This is a genomic window from Armatimonadota bacterium, from assembly GCA_028871815.1.
In the GTDB taxonomy this organism is placed as follows: domain Bacteria; phylum Armatimonadota; class Chthonomonadetes; order Chthonomonadales; family Chthonomonadaceae; genus REEB205.
Map to the genome: position 1 here is coordinate 61,150 of JAGWMJ010000002.1, position 17,004 is coordinate 78,153.

General features: G+C 63.3%; 14 protein-coding genes. 6 read left to right on the forward strand and 8 right to left on the reverse strand.

Going from position 1 to position 17,004, the window contains the following annotated elements; genetic code table 11:
- Positions 1-4 precede the first annotated feature (4 nt).
- The 3 genes from KGJ62_03235 to KGJ62_03245 are packed head-to-tail and all read left to right on the forward strand — an operon-like array spanning position 5 to position 3,321.
- Positions 5-1,390, forward strand: a complete 1,386-nt coding sequence (locus tag KGJ62_03235) for an aldehyde dehydrogenase family protein (protein ID MDE2125579.1) — start codon at positions 5-7, stop codon at positions 1,388-1,390.
- Positions 1,387-2,658 (forward strand): hypothetical protein, encoded by a 1,272-nt coding sequence (locus KGJ62_03240; protein ID MDE2125580.1) that lies wholly within the window; start codon positions 1,387-1,389, stop codon positions 2,656-2,658. The genes KGJ62_03235 and KGJ62_03240 overlap by 4 nt, the downstream gene beginning before the upstream one ends.
- 36 nt (positions 2,659-2,694) lie before the next feature.
- Positions 2,695-3,321 carry a hypothetical protein gene (locus KGJ62_03245; GenBank protein ID MDE2125581.1) on the forward strand — a complete coding sequence of 209 codons (627 nt, stop codon included), beginning with the start codon at positions 2,695-2,697 and terminating at the stop codon, positions 3,319-3,321.
- 163 nt (positions 3,322-3,484) lie between these two features.
- Here KGJ62_03245 and KGJ62_03250 read toward each other — a convergent pair whose 3' ends face one another.
- Positions 3,485-4,354, reverse strand: a complete 870-nt coding sequence (locus KGJ62_03250; protein ID MDE2125582.1) for a hypothetical protein — start codon at positions 4,352-4,354, stop codon at positions 3,485-3,487.
- Between the two features lie 286 nt (positions 4,355-4,640).
- Between KGJ62_03250 and KGJ62_03255 the strand changes: the two genes are divergently transcribed.
- Complete coding sequence (locus KGJ62_03255) at positions 4,641-5,333, forward strand: response regulator transcription factor (protein MDE2125583.1); 693 nt, start codon at positions 4,641-4,643, stop codon at positions 5,331-5,333.
- Between the two features lie 2 nt (positions 5,334-5,335).
- Complete coding sequence (locus tag KGJ62_03260; protein MDE2125584.1) at positions 5,336-6,913, forward strand: HAMP domain-containing protein; 1,578 nt, start codon at positions 5,336-5,338, stop codon at positions 6,911-6,913.
- A gap of 28 nt (positions 6,914-6,941) precedes the next feature.
- On the opposite strand, the gene KGJ62_03265 is transcribed toward KGJ62_03260, so the two are convergent.
- The 7 genes from KGJ62_03265 to KGJ62_03295 form a co-directional block, all read right to left on the reverse strand.
- On the reverse strand, positions 6,942-7,907 hold the full coding sequence (locus KGJ62_03265) for a hydroxymethylglutaryl-CoA lyase (GenBank protein ID MDE2125585.1): 966 nt from the start codon (positions 7,905-7,907) through the stop codon (positions 6,942-6,944).
- Positions 7,907-8,419, reverse strand: a complete 513-nt coding sequence (locus KGJ62_03270) for a biotin/lipoyl-binding protein (GenBank protein MDE2125586.1) — start codon at positions 8,417-8,419, stop codon at positions 7,907-7,909. The genes KGJ62_03265 and KGJ62_03270 overlap by 1 nt, the downstream gene beginning before the upstream one ends.
- Positions 8,420-8,438: 19 nt before the next feature.
- Positions 8,439-9,926, reverse strand: a complete 1,488-nt coding sequence (locus KGJ62_03275) for a hypothetical protein (protein ID MDE2125587.1) — start codon at positions 9,924-9,926, stop codon at positions 8,439-8,441.
- On the reverse strand, positions 9,923-10,708 hold the full coding sequence (locus KGJ62_03280; protein MDE2125588.1) for an enoyl-CoA hydratase/isomerase family protein: 786 nt from the start codon (positions 10,706-10,708) through the stop codon (positions 9,923-9,925). Before KGJ62_03280 ends, KGJ62_03275 begins: the two co-directional genes overlap by 4 nt.
- A gap of 11 nt (positions 10,709-10,719) precedes the next feature.
- A complete protein-coding gene (locus KGJ62_03285; GenBank protein MDE2125589.1) occupies positions 10,720-12,324 on the reverse strand; it encodes a methylcrotonoyl-CoA carboxylase in 1,605 nt (534 codons plus the stop codon).
- A 20-nt stretch (positions 12,325-12,344) separates the two neighbouring features.
- A complete protein-coding gene (locus KGJ62_03290) occupies positions 12,345-13,358 on the reverse strand; it encodes a hypothetical protein (GenBank protein ID MDE2125590.1) in 1,014 nt (337 codons plus the stop codon).
- A gap of 203 nt (positions 13,359-13,561) precedes the next feature.
- The gene (locus tag KGJ62_03295) at positions 13,562-16,066 is read right to left on the reverse strand and encodes a dehydrogenase (protein ID MDE2125591.1); all 2,505 of its coding nucleotides are present in this window, start codon (positions 16,064-16,066) and stop codon (positions 13,562-13,564) included.
- A gap of 159 nt (positions 16,067-16,225) precedes the next feature.
- On the opposite strand from KGJ62_03295, the gene KGJ62_03300 reads away from it, so the two are divergent.
- The gene (locus KGJ62_03300) at positions 16,226-17,002 is read left to right on the forward strand and encodes a DeoR/GlpR transcriptional regulator (protein MDE2125592.1); all 777 of its coding nucleotides are present in this window, start codon (positions 16,226-16,228) and stop codon (positions 17,000-17,002) included.
- Positions 17,003-17,004: the final 2 nt, after the last annotated feature.

Below are 17,004 nucleotides of genomic sequence, written 5' to 3' on the forward strand. Positions count from 1 at the left end.
GCCCATGAATCAGAGCGTAATCCCCGTTGTAAACCCCTTTGACGGCAGCTCGCTCGGCGAAGTGCCGCGTATGGACGCCACGGAGGTGGATGCAGCGATTGGGCGCGCCACCGCAGTGCTGCCCGCGCTTGCGCAATTGCCGGCGTTCGAGCGCGCCGGTATCCTGTCGCGAACCGCCGCCTCGCTGCGTTCCAATGCGCCGGACCTTGCCGCCGGCATTGTGAGGGAGACTGGCAAAACCATCCGTGAAGCGGCGGCCGAGGTCGGTCGCGCCGCCGGGATCTTTGATTTCGCGGCCGGCGAGGCGCAGCGGCTGCACGGTGAAACCGTGCCGTTCGATGCCTTCCCAAATGGCGTTGGCAGGGTCGGATGGTGGATCCGTGAGCCCGTAGGCGTGGTGGCTGCAATCGTACCGTGGAACGTGCCGCTGGCTTTGGCCGCGCATAAGGTCGCACCGGCGTTGGCCGCAGGTTGCCCGGTGATCATCAAGCCGGCCGAGCAGACTCCGTTCAACGCCATCGAACTGCATCGAGCTCTCGCGGAAGCCGGCGCTCCAGTCGACTCCGTGCAGGTGGTTACGGGTCTGGGCGATGAAGCCGGCGCCGCGCTGGTGCGGCATCCCGGCATCAGTTTCGTGTCGTTCACCGGCAGCCACGAGGTCGGCATGCAGATTCCTGCTAAGGCGGGCTATAAGCGCGTCGCCCTCGAGTTGGGCGGCAACAGTCCGGCGCTGGTAATGCCCTCGGCGAACATTGCCGCCGCCGCCAAAGGCATCGTCAGTGGCGGCTTTGCCGTGGCCGGCCAGCTGTGTATCTCCGTCCAGCGGGTGATTGTGCATGAAGCTGCGGCGGCCGCGCTGGTACAATCTCTCTTGCCGCTTGTTGCGGCGCTGAACGTCGGCGATCCAATGGACCCCGCAACCGATGTGGGCACGCTCATCGATCAGCCGGCCTGTAACCGCGTGGCTGCGCTGGTTGATAGCGCCAGGGCCGCGGGCGCCAGGATGTTGGTCGGCGGTTCGCGGATCGGTTACGGTGCATTTCTTCCGACCGTGTTATCGGAAGTGTCGCGAGAGACGCCGGCAGCCGTCGATGAGGCGTTTGCGCCGTTGGTGATGGTCATGGTCTGCCGCAGCCTCGAGGATGGAATTGCGCTTGCCAACGCCACGCCGTATGGTCTCAACGCCGGAATCTATACCGCTGATGTCCACGAGGCGTTTCGGGCCATTCGTGAACTGAAGTTTGGCAGCGTTATGATCAACGACACGCCGTCGTTCCGTTCCGACCTCATGCCGTATGGTGGGCGCAAACAGAGTGGTCTGGGTCGCGAAGGCGTCCGCTTTGCCATGGAGGAGATGACCGAGATGAAAGTTGTGTGCTTCAACCTATGAGAGCCTCCGCCCCCCTCCTTTGGGCCGTTGGTAGCGTGCTTCTATGCACGTCGCAGGTCTGCTCGGCGCAGCAGATTGACGATAACTCCCTCCCGCCGCCGGCATCAACAACGCAGCTGCACCTGGTGGACCCGGCCGGTCTGCGCGAGGCCGGCCGCTCCGGCTGGCATACCGATTTCATCGGCGCCGGACGCGGCGTTTTCGATGTGTCGGCGGGCATGAAGCTGTGGCCCACGCGCTTCTACCTTCGCAATCTGATCTTTGGTGGCGCCATGGATCTGGCGCCAGGCATTCGCGTACGGCTCGGCATGCGTCGCAGCGAGGGCGAGAAGCATCTCTTCCAGGTGGATACGGACGAGGCATATCTCGAAGCCTTTAATCGCTACAATAGTAATACATTGGAGGGCGGTGTCAGCCTCAAGTTAGGTCGGGTCCGCTACCTCCACTTTCCATATCCCGACGCGATATCGGAGTTTGACCAGGTGCCGGGAATCTCCGATCTGTATGGAGGCGCGCCGACCGACTACCGCAACGTGGTGTTGGAGGGTGAGGCGGCGCTTCACTCCGGGTTTGGCCTGCACTTTACCGGACTCGCGTACCTGCTCACCAGCCGGCCTCATGCCGATGTGGTGGAGGCATACGGCTTCTACCGCCATGAGTTCGGCGACGGCTGGAACTTTGAATCCCGCCTTGGCGCCATCGCGGTGCGCCACGAACCGCTCGGTCGCGCCGGACAGCCAGGCGTGGATCTCTACCTGGCTCGCCAGATCGGCGAATTCAATGTAGGGCTGCTCTACGAACATAAGCGGACGGAGCATGAGTACGCGGGCATTATGGTTCAGTTCCGTCCCGGCTCGATCACCCGCCTGCTCGGTAAAGTGAGTTTCGACTACTCGCGCCGCCCGGAGGGCTTTACCGTGCAGGTGCCCATCTACCACGGACGCATCAATGAGAGCCGATTCACGCCACACGGTTACGTTCTGGTTGGCGAGGTGCGCGCCGTCCGTATCCGCACACTCTGGCAGCAGGGATTTGTGCGGAACGAATACGAGCACCGCGTCGACTCATGGGGCGATACAGGCAGCCGTGGATTGAAGTGCGTTGTGAAGGAGCGCCCGTGGTATCTGCAAGGCGAGGCGCTGGTGAGCCCCCACCTGGCGCCGAGCGCCGCGTGGGAGCGCGATCGTCAGGGGCCGGGCCAGTTCGTGCAGCTGGTAACCTACCGCTTTTACAAGCGCCTGAAGAAAGGCGATCCCTCCAATGCATGAAGCTGCGCGCTTATCTCGGCGCCGCTCCAAGTCGTTATGACAACATCTGCCTCCGCCTTACGCGGGCGTTTCGCACTGGTCGTTGTGTTCGAATCGCTGCAGAGCCTGGGGCTCATCGTCTGGCTGGGCGGCCTCGCCATCATCGGCGCGGTTGTAGCCCCGGCGGCGTTCTCCGTGGCCGGCCTCACACCGCTTCAGGCCGGCTCCGTCGTCGGTGAGTCACTTCGCAGCCTCGGCGGGCTCATCGAAGTGTCCGGCGTGGTGATGGCCGCTTCACAGTTTGTTCTTCGCCGCAGGTGGATGCAGACGCGCAGCCTCTATATCGCCGACGGTTTTCGCCAACTGCTCACGCTTGCCGCGCTAATGGTGGCGGAGTTCTGCCGCTATTCCCTGTTTCCAGCACTCGACTTCGCTCGTCGGAAGAACGACATACCGCGCTTCGAGCAGCTGCACCATATCTACTCCAACATGGCCATGGTTCAGGTTGTGCTGCTGCTGGGAGTTTTGCTGATCGCTGGCTGGCTGAATGCCTCCCGAACGAGCGCATCCCCTCAGAGTGGCGGACCGGCATCTGACGGCGAGGTTGCACCGGCGGGTCGTGGCGGCGTTACTGCAGCCGCTCCTCCGGCAACTTCCGGTTCCCGAACGCCGAAAAAGCGCTGAAGGTAACGTCGAACCAGCGGCGCAAGAAGCCCCTCCACGTGTGCGGAGGGGCTTCTTGTTCGCACGCCGCCTTCGTAAGGCGCCGGGGGCGGCGGCATCCTGGTCCGGTGGTGAGCGCCGCTTGCTGCGAACAGTTGCCGCGCTCACCACGGTATCACGAACTCTACAGAAGCGGTGGCGGTGGCGGCGGTCCGCCCTGATCACCGGGAGGAGGCGGCGGTCCGCCGAATCCGCCTGGGCCACCGGGAGGCGGAGGTCCACCAAATCCGCCGGGACCGCCGGGCGGCGGAGGCGGTGGGCCGCCTCCAGGACCACCAGGTCCGCCGAAGCCGCCGAAGCGACCGCCGCGCGGTGGCCTGAAGTTCTGAACCATGGCCTTCTGATTGTCGTTAAGAACGCCCATGGCAAGCTCATGAGCCTTCTGACGGTTCTCCTGCATGGTCTGCCGGAATGTGCTGAAGTCCTGGTTCTTTTGGGCGTCCTGCATAGCTGCATGCATCTGCTTGTCGGCAGCCTTGCCGATCGCCCGAATCTTCTCGACTTGCGACGGATCCAGGTGCAGTTGCACAAGCAGTGGCGCTGGGATGCCCGTTGCGCGGAACGCGCTCAGGGTGGATAGCAGGCCGGGGAGCCGGGCGCGCTGGCGATCGTTAAGTACCGCTTCAGCCTGCTTGTCGGCTGCGGCACGGTCGGCCTGCATCTGCTGGAATCGGGCTCTCATCGCCTGCGGATCCGGCGGCTGTCCGTTGTTCTGGCCACGGTTCATGAACATCGACCGCATCTTCTGGCGTTGCTGCGTCTGGATGTCTTGAATCTTGGTAACCTGATCCGCGGTCAGCCTCAGCGCCGATTTCAGAACCGGCATCGGCGTCTGAAGTAGCGATGGCTGGCCCATCATACCAAACATCATTCCCCCTCGCATTCGCGGCGGGCCGCCTTGCCCCTGCGCAGTTGCGGAGGTCAGCCCGGTGGTTAGCAGCGCCAATCCAGCGCCTGCAATGCTGCATATCCGGGGAACTGAGATCTTCGTCATCTTCTCCTCCTTCGACGGGGCAAAGGCTGTAATGCCAGCCGAGCCGGCGTCAATGTCCACATCCACATCTCACACGCTCTATCTTACGCATCACGCATGAAAAGAACATGAAATCGATCAGGCCGGGCCGAAAGTGGCATCTTTAACAGCCTGCTGGAACGCAGACTGCCGAAGCGCATGCGGAATCAACGGGTTAACGGCTCGCGAGTTTCATCCCGGATTCATCCTTGGGGCGTATATTACAGTCCGGAACCGCTTGCCAAGAGGCGAAAACAGCCAGAAATCGATGCCTGCCAAACTGCTGATTGTTGAAGATGACCCTGGAATCGCCGCACTGCTCCGCGATGGCCTTGAGCACGCCGGTTACCTGGTGGAAGTTGCGCGCGATGGTCTCGCCGGCCTGGCCGCCGCACGAACCGGCGGGTTCAGCCTGGTAGTGCTGGACCTGATGCTGCCGCGGATGGACGGTCTGCAGTTGTGCCATGCGATGCGGGACACTGGCGACCCGACGCCTGTGTTGATGCTGACCGCGCGCGATGCGATAGACGACCGGGTGCGCGGGCTCGAGACCGGCGCAGACGACTACCTGCCCAAGCCGTTCGACTTCCAGGAACTGCTGGCGCGGGTACGGGCTCTGCTCCGACGCGACAAGCTGCACCGCGCACGCATCATCCGCGTCGCCGATCTCGAGATTGACACCAGCCGCCATACGGTAACGCGCGCTGGCGTGGAGGTTCGCCTGAGCCACCGCGAGTACGAGTTGCTGGAAGCCCTGGCGGCCAATGAGGGCCGGGTGCTGACCCGCGAAGCGATTCAGGAGCGAATCTGGATGGACGACGAGTCGCTCTCGAATACCGTTGACGTCTACATCATGATGCTCCGCAAGAAGATCGACAGTGGCGCCGCCGTTCGGCTTATTCACACCGTACGGGGTTTCGGCTACACACTCCGGCTTCCAGATGCCGACGGCGGAGCGTGAACGTGGCCGCATTTTCAAACCGGCCCTCCTGGCTGCGGCTGCGTGGCTCATCCATAAGGACGCAGTTGGTGGCATGGAATATGCTGGCGCTTGCCGTGCTCGTTGGAGCGCTTGGCGTGTTTGTCCACGTGACGGCCACCTCCATCATGGTGCGGTCGGTGGATACCGCGCTGGAGCGCAGCACGCGCGGCTTTGCCTCGCCGCCGCGCCGGTTCCGCGCGTTCGATGGCCGGCGCCCACCAGAGCCCGGCCAGCCGGCGCCCGGCGCTCCATTTCCAGGGCCGGCCGGCTTGCCGCAGCCGGGCCAGCCGCCACCGAACCCGGGTCCACCGCCGCGCGACGCCGGAGGCCCGCCGCCAGGACCGCAGCCGCCGCGCTTCGCCGGTCGCCTCCTTGCCGATAACCCGCTTCGCCCCCGGCTGTTCAACCTGGACGGCACGCCACTGTTCCGGCGCGACACACGTCCGGTGTGGGATCGACGTGCGTTTACGGCGGCTGCGCGTGGAGCTGTAGTCTTCTCTACCGTAACATCAGCAGGCCAGACGATACGCGTGATTTCGCGGCCCGTGAGCATCCGTGGCAAAGTAACCGCCGTCGTTGAAGCGGCCTATCCGCTGGCCGAGGTGCTGCGGGCCGAGCACAGCCTGAACAGCGCGCTTCTTATTCTGATTCCGGTCGGTCTATTGTTTGCTGGGATCGCGGGCGCGCTGCTTACGCGGCGAGTCCTGACCCGGGTCAGCCTGCTAACGCGATCAGCCGAACGCATCACCATCCAGAATATGGAGGAGCAGTTGCCGGCTAGCGGTAACGACGAGTTTGCCCAGCTGGCCGGCGCCTTCAACAGTCTGCTTAGCCGGCTGCATACCGCGTACCAGCGGCAGGAGACGCTGCTCAACCAGCAGCGGCAGTTCACGGCAGATGCCTCGCATGAGCTGAAGACGCCGCTCACCGTGATTAAGGGTAACACCAGCCTCGCGCTGAGCTCCGAGCTCGATACCGAAGCGACGCGAAACCGGTTTCGAGAGATCGACCGCGCTGCGGACGCCATGTCGCGTCTCGTCGGAGATTTGTTGGCTTTAGCGCGCGGTGATGCCAGCCAGGCAGCCGCTGGCCAAACCGAGCTGCTGGTGTCCGAAGTGCTGGAGCGAGCGCAGGAGCGCATTGCGGCTGTTGAGCACGCGCCGATCCGCATCCTGTGCGCCGATCCGGCTCTGACAGTATGGGGTGATGAAGACGGTTTGATCCGCGTATTCGCCAACTTGCTGGAGAACGCGGTTCGCTACACGCCTGCAAACGGCTCCATTACCGTAGACGCGGCGGAAGATGCCGGTGGCGTGCGGATACGCGTCATCGATACAGGCTGCGGAATCGCCGAAGAGCATATTCCGCACCTGGGAGAGCGCTTCTACCGTGTGGACAGCGCCCGTGCGCGCAGCGATGGCGGCGCCGGTCTCGGCATATCGATCTGTCGGAGTATCGTCGCCGCTCACGGCGGCTCCGTACAGTTCGACAGCGTATTGGGCCGGGGAACAACCGTTACGGTGCTGCTGCCAAACCGTGCCGCTCAAACGGCAACCTGAGCTTATGCGGATCCTCCGCCGGCAGCGCTTACGCCGTGAGTGGCGTTCCGCAGTCGCCGGCCGCCGTCATGGCGGCTGCATCCAGTCGCCGAAGGTATCGGCCTGGCGCTGCCCGGCCCACGGCACGCTCAATCGCGTGGGCAGCCACGGCCAGGCGCTCCAGGTCAACTCCAGTGCTCACACCCATAGCTTCCAGCAGGCCAACCAGGTCCTCGGTGGCTAAATTGCCGGAAGCTCCCGGCGCAAAGGGACAACCGCCGTAGCCGCCGGCTGAAGCGTCAAAAGCCGTAGCGCCTAGTTCCAGCGCGGTCAGCACATTCGCCAACGCAAAACCTGAGGTGTCGTGAAAGTGCCAGGCTATGGCCGTCGCTGGTGCAGCGCGCGCCAACTCGTGGGCGAGCCGAGCCACCTGCGCGGGTGTGGCGTGACCTATAGTATCGCCCACCGAAAGCTCATCGGCGCCCATTCCCAACAGTTCCTCGGACATTGCCAGCACAACTTCGGGCGCGACTATCCCCTCGAACGGGCAGACAAAAGCCGTGGAGATGTAAACCCGCACATGCATCCCGTAACTGGCGGCCTGTGGAATGAGCTCGCGGTATAGCTGTAGCGATTCGGGAATGGTCATGCCGATGTTTTTGGCGGTGAAGGTTTCGCTGGCGGCCGTAAAAAACGCAATCGCCGCCACACCAGCCTGCGCGGCGCGCGCCAATCCCCTCGCATTTGGCACCAGCGCTGAGTAACGCACGCCTTCCGCGCGTTGAATGCCGGCAAATACTGCCGCGGCATCGGCCAGCTGCGGCACTCGATCCGGATGCACAAACGCGCTCACCTCAATTTCGCGAAGACCGGTTGCGGAAAGCAGATCCACAATCTCGATCTTCTGCATGGTGGAGAGCGTAACCGGCTCGTTCTGAAGGCCGTCCCTCGGGCCGACCTCTACCACGCGCACCGATGGCGGCAGGCCCTCTAGCTTGGGTGCGGGCAGCGACATCAGCTTATGCCTCCTTCGGGCTCAACCTCGGCGAGAACGGCGCCCATCTCGACGCGGTCGCCCTCCTGGACGTGAATGGCGGTTACTTTTCCGGCAAAAGGCGCATTGACCGGCGCGATGATCTTCATTGCTTCAATAATTGCAACGGCCTGTCCTCGTGCAAGCACATCGCCGAGGTTTGCCTTGACCTCCGCAACGACGCCAACCATTGGCGCCGTCAGCACCCCGCTTGGCGCGGAGGGCTCTGTGGCGCCCAATCCGGCCGGCGCGAATCGCCAGACCATCCCGTTCCACTCAAGCTCAATAGAACCACCGGCGCGTCGCGCCGGCATTTCAATCCACCGCTCGGCGCCATCCTCCTCGATGACGCAAAGCCGAACGCGGCGGTCGGCGAATGAGATCGCGCGCAGGTCCCATGCACGCCCATCCTCCGTCTGCAGCCGCCAACCGGCGTGAGTCCGCTCCATCGCCAGGTCCAGTGTCACTGTGGCAGAGCGAAATCGGTGCTTCATCGCTTCTCATTCCTGGCGATCAATTCCGCCAGCCCGCGCCTTCCCGCCAGGGATCCGGAGCCTTCGGGCTGGTTGCGGGCGCCCCGCGAACGTCCGCTCCGGAAGCGCTGATAGCGGCCAGCGCCAGCAGAACCTCGTCCGGAGGCGCCTGGTCGTGTGAGGCGGTGTCTAGCTCCTCTTCCAGCAGACGCGTATACAGATCGCCCTGCACAAATGTGGGGTGCCTTAGAATGCGAAGCAAATCGGGGATGCTGGTGGCAATGCCAAGCACGTCAAAGTGGAGCAGCGCCTGCTCCAGTCGCGCTGCTGCGAGGTCCCGTGTCTCGCCTGAACAGATCACCTTGGCCAAAAGTGGGTCGTACCAGGAAGGAACAATGCTCCCTCGCTCCACTCCGGTATCGCAGCGCACGCCCGGGCCGACGGGTGGCGCCCACGCCGCAATCTCGCCGGCTGAAGGAAGGTGCGTCTCCGGATCCTCCGCACACACTCGCGCCTCAATAGCGTGGCCGCACCATCGGACTTCGCTCTGCTTCCACCGCATTGGTTTACCGGCGGCTATCTCCAGCTGCATCCGCACCAGGTCCAGGCCGGTCACCATCTCGGTAACCGGATGCTCCACCTGCAGCCGTGCATTCACTTCCAGAAAGTAGAAACGCCCGGTGGCGGGCTCAAATAGAAACTCCACCGTGCCGGCGCCACAATAGGCGGACGCTTTCGCCACCGCAACCGCAGTCTGGCAGACCTCTTCGCGCTGGTTGGCGGTTAGCGCCGGCGATGGGCTCTCTTCAATCACCTTCTGGTGGCGGCGCTGCAGCGAGCATTCGCGCTCGCCAAGGTGCAGTACGCCGCCGTGAGTATCGCCAAACACCTGAACCTCGATGTGGCGCGGTCGATCAAGATACAGCTCCAGCAGAACGCGGCTGTCACCCCTGGCCGCTACCGCTTCGCGTCGCGCTTCGGCCAGTTGATCGAGAAACACTGCCGCACTTCCAGCGATGCGCAGCCCTCGGCCGCCGCCGCCGGAAACTGCCTTGATGAGGACTGGAAAGCTGATGAGGCGCGCGGCGTCCAGGAGGGCCGCATCGGATTGATCTTCGCCATCGTAGCCCGGTACCACCGGGACGCCGGCCGCGGCCATCGTACGGCGCGCGGCACTTTTGTTCGTCAGTAGGTCCATACATTCCGGCGAGGGACCGATAAACGCCATTCCCGCTTCGTCGCAGGCCCGCGCGAACAACGGGCTCTCGCTCAAAAACCCGTAACCGGGATGAACGGCGTCGGCATGGAGAGCGGCGGCGCCGGCCGTCATAGCCTCCACGTTCAGGTAGCTCGCGGCTGCCGGCGCCGGGCCCACGCAGATCGCGGCCGTGGCATAGCGCACGAAGGGCGCTCCGGCATCGGCCTCGGAGTAGAGCGCCAGCGGCTCAATACCAGCTTCACGGCACGTCCGCATAATGCGGAGGGCTATCTCACCGCGATTGGCCACAGCCACGCGCCGCAGCTTCAACCGGTGAGCCCGTCAAATCGCGGCGCGCGCTTCTCCAGAAAGGCGGTCAGCCCCTCCTGCCCCTCGGGCGAAACGCGGAGTTCCGCGATGCATTCTGCTGTGTGCTGCGCCACAGCACCGCTCTGGATGCCCGGTAACTCGCGCAGCAGTTTCTTGGTGGCCGCCACGGCTCTTGGCGCCGCCCGCGCGAATTCTGCCGCCGACTCATAAGCCACGTTGTACAGACGGTCTGGCGGCACAACTTCGTCCAACAGTCCCGCCCGAAGTGCCGCCTCTGCCGAAAACTTGCGTCCCGTCACCATCCAGGAGCGCGCTCGCCCGCCGGTGCGGCGCAGTATGAACGGAGCGATGGTTGCAGGCGCCAGCCCCAAACGCACTTCGCTGAACGCAAACACGCAATCCTCGGCGGCAACCGCATAATCGCAGGCTGAAATGAGCCCAATAGCGCCACCCATGGCCGCTCCCTGAACCTCCGCCACCGTTACCTTGCGGCACTCATCAATCGCCGCGAAGAGCGCCTGCAGCCGCAGCGCGTCTGCAAGGTTCTCTTCGCGTGAATATGCCGCCATGCGCCGCATCCAGTCGAGGTCGGCCCCGGCAGAGAATACGCTGCCCATGCCCCGGAGCACCACGACGCGCACTGCCGTGTCGGCCCCAAAATCGGCAAATGCAGCCATCAGCTCCGCAATCATCGAGTCGTCAAACGCATTTCGCTGCTCGGGGCGATTCAGCGTGATGGTGCCAACACCGTTCGATTCAACCGCGCGCTCAATGCTGCTCATAGTCACTCTCTCTACATACGGAACACGCCAAAGTCTGTGCTGGGAATCGGTGCGTTGTACGCTGCGGATATTCCAAGCCCAATGGCCATACGCGTATCAACGGGGTCCAGAATGCCGTCATCCCACAGCCTGGCCGTGCTGTACATCGGGCTGCCTTCGTCTTCGTACTGCTCAAGAATTGGCCGGGCGATCGCCTCAGCCTCCGCTTCCGACAGCTCACGACCCTGAGCAGCCATCTGCTCGCGCTTTATCTGCACCATCACGCCCGCCGCCTGTGCGCCACCCATCACCGATATGCGCGCGCCCGGCCACATCCAAAGCTGGCGCGGCGAATAGGCCCGTCCGCACATTCCGTAGTTGCCGGCTCCAAACGACCCTCCGATTATCACCGTAAACTTGGGAATATCGGCGCAGGCAACGGCGGTCACCATCTTGGCGCCGTGGCGGGCAATGCCTTCGTTTTCGTACTTGCGGCCCACCATAAAGCCGGTGATGTTCTGCAGAAAGACCAGCGGAATGCGCCGCTGGCAGCAGAGCTCCACGAAGTGCGCGCCTTTTTGCGCGCTCTCCGAAAACAGAATGCCGTTGTTGGCCATAATCCCAACGTCAAACCCCAGCCAGCGCGCGAACCCGCAGACCAGTGTTGTGCCAAACAGCGCCTTAAACTCCGCAAAGCGGCTGCCATCCACCAGGCGGGCGATGACCTCCCGGACCTCAAATGGCGTACGCAAGTCGGTCGGCACGATTCCGTAAAGATCCGCTGCCGGATAGAGTGGATCTTCCGCCTCGGCAAAGCCGTTCGGCAGCTGCTTTTGACCGGGTATGGCGGCGACGATCTCGCGCAGCAGGCGGATGGCCTCTTCGTCATTTTCCGCCAGGTAATCGGCAACGCCGCTCAGGCGAGTATGAACATCTGCGCCGCCCAGCTCTTCCGCCGTCACCTCTTCGCCGGTGGCCGCCTTGACCAGCGGCGGGCCGGCGAGAAAGATGGTGCCGGTGCCGCGGACGATTATCGCCTGGTCCGCCATCGCCGGTACATACGCGCCACCTGCCGTGCAGCTGCCCATCACGGCCGCTATCTGGGGTATGCCAGCGGCCGACATCCGCGCCTGATTGTAGAATATTCGCCCGAAGTGATCGCGATCTGGGAAAACCTGAGCCTGCAGCGGCAAGAATGCGCCACCCGAATCGACAAGGTAGATGCATGGCAGCCGGTTTTCAGACGCTATCTCCTGCGCGCGCAGGTGCTTCCTGGCCGTCATCGGGAAGTAGGTGCCACCCTTTACCGTGGCGTCGTTGGCCACAATCATGCAGTCCAGCCCGCACACTGAACCGATACCGGTTACGATGCCGGCGCCAGGCGCTCCGCCATCATACAGCCCATTCGCCGCAAGCGTGCTGAACTCCAGGAACGGTGAGCCCTCGTCAATCAAGGCTTCGATGCGCTCCCGCGCCAACATCTTGCCGCGCGCATGATGGCGTTCGCATGCCGCCTTGCCGCCACCGGCGCGAGCAACCTCCATCGCCTGTTTCAGGCTGGAGGTAAGTGCGCGCTGGCGGGCCGCATTCTCCTGATAATCCGCCAGTGATGTGTCGACACGGGTTGGGAGGATCATTGTGGCCTGCAACTATGCTGTCACACCGCCGGAATCACCCACAACCGTCCGCGATAGCTGAAACTGAGCGAAGACCCCCTGGGTAGCCAGCGTATGTTGACCGGCCACGTGTAGCGAACCGACCTCGAGGAAGGATCGCGGTAGGGCACCATGGGCGCGCTGCCGATATGTTTCATGCCCCGTCCCATAGCGTCACTCAGCCAGAGGCCGCAACTCGAACCGTTTTTCAATACCCAGGCCAACCGAGTCCCTTGTGGCGACAGCGCTGCTTCGGATACGCGGCAGCGTGCCGGCAGGGCTACCGGCAGACCCACGGCCCGTGTCGCCGCGCCATGCCACTCGGCAAGCAACAGCATAGCGTGGTCCGACGCGGCGGAGCGGCCCGCCGGCGCATCGAGGAGCATCACGTGACCGGAAGCCGAGATGCCCAGCATCAGGCCGTCCGGCAGGCCGCTTACCGGAATCACCTGCTGAACTCCGGGCAGCTCGACGTCGTGCACGACCAGTCTCGGAACACGCCATACACCGTTGGTCATCACTTCCGCAGCCTCAACCCACTGACTCGAGTCGCGAGACCACGCTGGGTCCTCCGACGTCTGGTGGTCGCCGCCGCGCGGCCACCGGCCTTTGAGCTCGCCGGAGAGTGAGTAGAGGTACCAGTGAGTATCCCGACCGGCCCACAAAAGCATGGTGCCATTCGGAGCGATGCTGCTGGTGGCAGGTAGGTCCAAACGCTCTGGATTGGCGTCGATACCGCCGGTGCCTGATGGCGAGCCGACAACCATGGCACGATGCGCTGCGCTGTTTTGGTACGCTGCCGTAAGCAGATTGAGCGGCGCCGTGAGGCCCGTCTTCCGGTCTCGCAAACTGATGTTCCACGTCCGGTCCCGAGTGTGCTCAATCAGCAGCAGCGTATTCTCATCGCGCCAAAAGTACCGGCTCTGTACGGCGTCGGGCGCTGGGGCAAAGCTGTGGGCGCGCTCAGTGAGTGACGTGTCGGGTCCCGTCTCAACAGCCGCGGCACGGCGAAGCAAACCCGAACACCCTGCAGCCGCGCAAGTGGTGAAGAAAGCCCTCCGACTAGCCTGGTTCGCCATGTTCCCGCCACCGCCGTTCCATACGAGATTTGCGTGAGCAGTGCGCCTGCCTACCGCCTCCAGAGTATATCACGCAGCGCGTCCCAAGGTGCGGCCAACAGGGGCAGAATCCGGCACCATCGATTCGAGATCGTTGTGCGTCAGACGCCCAGTCTGCTTCGCCGTAGGACCTCGTCTCCGCCACACGGCCGTACTGGTTTGTAGCCCTTCAACGGCAGCAGATTCTCGTGTATGGCGTCCAGAATATCCGTAGGGTAGGGGAAAAACGCCTCCTCCAGCTCGTCCGGTGGCGTTATCCAGTTGCGGGCGCCAACCACCACCGGCGGCGCGTCCAGGTCATCAAATGCCAGTCTGCCGATCGTTGCTGCAAACGTCTGCAGCACGCTTCCGCGCTCGCAGGCATCGGAGGCCAGCAGAATGCGGCCCGTTTTGCGCACCGATTCCAGCGGCAAGGTGTAGTCAAACGGCGTCAGCGAACGGGCGTCTATCACCTCGCAGGTTACACCAAACTCCTCCTTCAGCCGGTCAGCCGCTTCCAGTGCGCGGTAGAGCGTGGCGCCTACTGTGAGGATCGTGACGTCGCTGCCGGAGCGCTTGATGTCTGGCTTGCCGATCTCCACGCGATACTCATCCCGCGGTACGCCGCCAGGGTGAAAAACCTCCGGCATGTCGTACAGCCGCTGACTCTCAAAGAAGATGACGGGATCACTGCCGGTGAGCGCGCTGGTCATCAATCCGCGGGCGTCATACGGCGTCGCGGGAAACACCACCTTGAGGCCGGGAATATGCGTAACCAGCGCAGTCCAATCCTGACTGTGTTGCGCGCCGTACTTGCTGCCGACGGAAACGCGCACCACCACCGGCATCTCCAGCGTTCCGCCCGACATCGCTTGCCACTTTGCCAGCTGGTTGAACAGTTCGTCGCCGGCGCGCCCCATAAAGTCGCAGTACATCAGCTCTACCAGCGCGCGTCCACCCTCCAGCGCGTAGCCCACGGCGGCGCCTACAATTGCGCCCTCGGCAATTGGGCTGTTGAACAACCGGTGGTACGGTGTGGCTTCGGTCAGGCCGCGATAGACGGCAAAGGCGCCACCCCAATCGCGGTTTTCTTCGCCCCAGAGGGCCAACGTTGGGTCGGCATACAGCCGCGGCAATATCGCTTCGTAAAGCGCGTCTCGCATGGCAAGGCACTTGCCTCGCGGCAGAGGCGTCCCGTCACCATCCAGTCCGCTCCGGCTTTTGGCTTCCAACTGCCGGGACCGAGCGTTCGCCGTGATCGGCTCGAGCATATCGGCACTTTCGCCGTTCCATGGGGCCGCAGTCTCCATGCCGGCCGGCGCGGCGGGTACCGGCCGATGCTGATTGGATGTGATCGTCCGCTCCAGCAGATTGCCGTCCACCATCAGGTTGGCGCGCGGCGAAATCTCCAGATCGGCAGCGGAGCGCAGAGCCCGCGCTACAATCTCCTGAACCTGTTGCTCCATTTCACCGCGGGCGGAGGCAGCAAGCACATTTGCCTTCTCCAACTGCAAGCCAAACTGCTCCAGCGAGTCGACTTTCCGCCAGGCGTCAATCTCGCTCTTTTCGCGGTATGAGGAGGCGTCGGAGGGTGAGTGCCCGCTGTAGCGGTAGGTTACGGTATCCAGCAGTACCGGCCCGTCGCCGCGCTCCAGCGTTTGGCGCTTGCGCCGAATGGCGTCTACCACGGCCAACGGATTGTAGCCGTCAACACGCTCGGCATGAAGCGACGTGGGCGATAGGCCGGCGCCCAGCCGCGCAAGGATGCCCATGCCGCCCGTTTCGCCGACCGGTTGCCCGCCCATGCCGTAAAAGTTGTTGACGAAATTGAAGATCAGCGGCAGTCCGCCACGATGAGCGCTATCCCAAAGAGTCTTGAACTGGTCCATCGTCGCGAAGGAGAGCGCCTCCCACGTTGGACCGCAGCTGGCTGATGCATCGCCGATATTGCAAATGACGATGCCGGCGCCGCGGTGTATTCGCTTGAAGAGCGCGGCGCCGGTGGCGATATCGGCCGACCCACCTACGATGGCATTGTTGGGGTAGATGCCGAACGGCGTGAAAAAAGCGTGCATGCTGCCGCCCATTCCGCGATTGAAACCAGCCTCGCGTCCGAAGATTTCGGCCAGCGCACCGTAGAGCAGAAAGTCGACTGCAAGGTCGTGAACTGTACCGGCGCCAGTCCGCTCCACGGCCCGGAGCGTTTCGCCGTCCAGGCTCGTCTCCATGATGGTGGTAAGCGTGGTGTCGTCCAGCTTATCAATCGCCGACAGCCCCTTCGCCAGTATCTCGCCGTGGCTGCGATGACTTCCAAAGATATGGTCATGGCAATCTAGCAACCATGCCTGACCCACAGCGGAGGCCTCCTGCCCGATAGAAAGGTGTGCGGGGCCCTTGTGGTTATATTCGATTCCGCTCCAGGATCCCTTCAGCTTGATGTCGTTCAGCATCGTCTCAAAGGTGCGGATGATCGTCATGTCGCGCAGCATCCGGACCAGCTCGGCGTCACTGAAGTTGGCGCGCTCCTGTTTCAACGTACGACCGTACTCGTTTACAGGTATCGGGGCGAACAACACCTCGCCGCGCTTTCGCACCTTGACGGGATCAATCAACAGACTCTTCGGCATGCCTTGTTCTCCTGAGTGTCAATCCATTTGGCGGCCCGACGCCGCTCCTCTTGACAACAGCATACACGTTTGAACGAAAATAAGCAATAATAAGTGAAAGAAATCGCAATGTATGGCCGGGCCGATTACCAAACGCACCGATCCAGCTGGTGAGAGCGGATGCTGAAACACGAGCGACATAGTCGAATACTCCGAGCGATGGAACTCGGCCAATCTGCCGAAGTAGCATCGCTCGCCAGGGAGTTTGGCGTATCGGAGCAGACGGTACGGACCGACCTTGCCGAACTGGTTAGTCTTGGCAGGGTGGAACGCGTACACGGCGGGGCGCGTCTTCGTGTGCCGACCGCTGGCATCGAGGACGGCTGGCAGCGCCGCATGCAGGCGCAAACGCGGGCCAAAGCGGCGATTGCGGCGGCATCCGCCAGGCTGCTGCAGCCCGGGCAGCGCGTGCTGCTGGATGCCGGCACCACATGCCTCGCGATCGCGGCTCAGATGGCGCCACTGACCGAGGTGAAGGTTGTGACCAACTCGCTGGCCGCTCTGGAGCTTCTGTCTCGGGCCGGGCTGGAGGTCACGCTCCTCGCGGGCGTTTACCATCCGCAGCGGCGCGCGGTGATGGGCAGCCTTACACGCGCCAGCATCGCACAGGTGGGTGTGGACGTTGCCTTCATCGCTCCATCCGGCGTGGACCTGAAAACCGGTCTGACGGTTGCCGATGACGACGCGGCCGAACTGAAACGCGCGATGATCCATGCGGCCAGGCGCGTTTGTATCGTGGCCGACAGCACCAAGTTCGGCAAGGCCGGGCACGGCATAATCTGCCCGATCGATACCGGCATGGAGATCATCACGGATGCCGGCGTTGGGGAAGCGGAGCGGCGTGCCTTCAAGCAGAGAAAAGTGATACTGAATATCGCCGCCGCCGCTCCTCGGTGAGG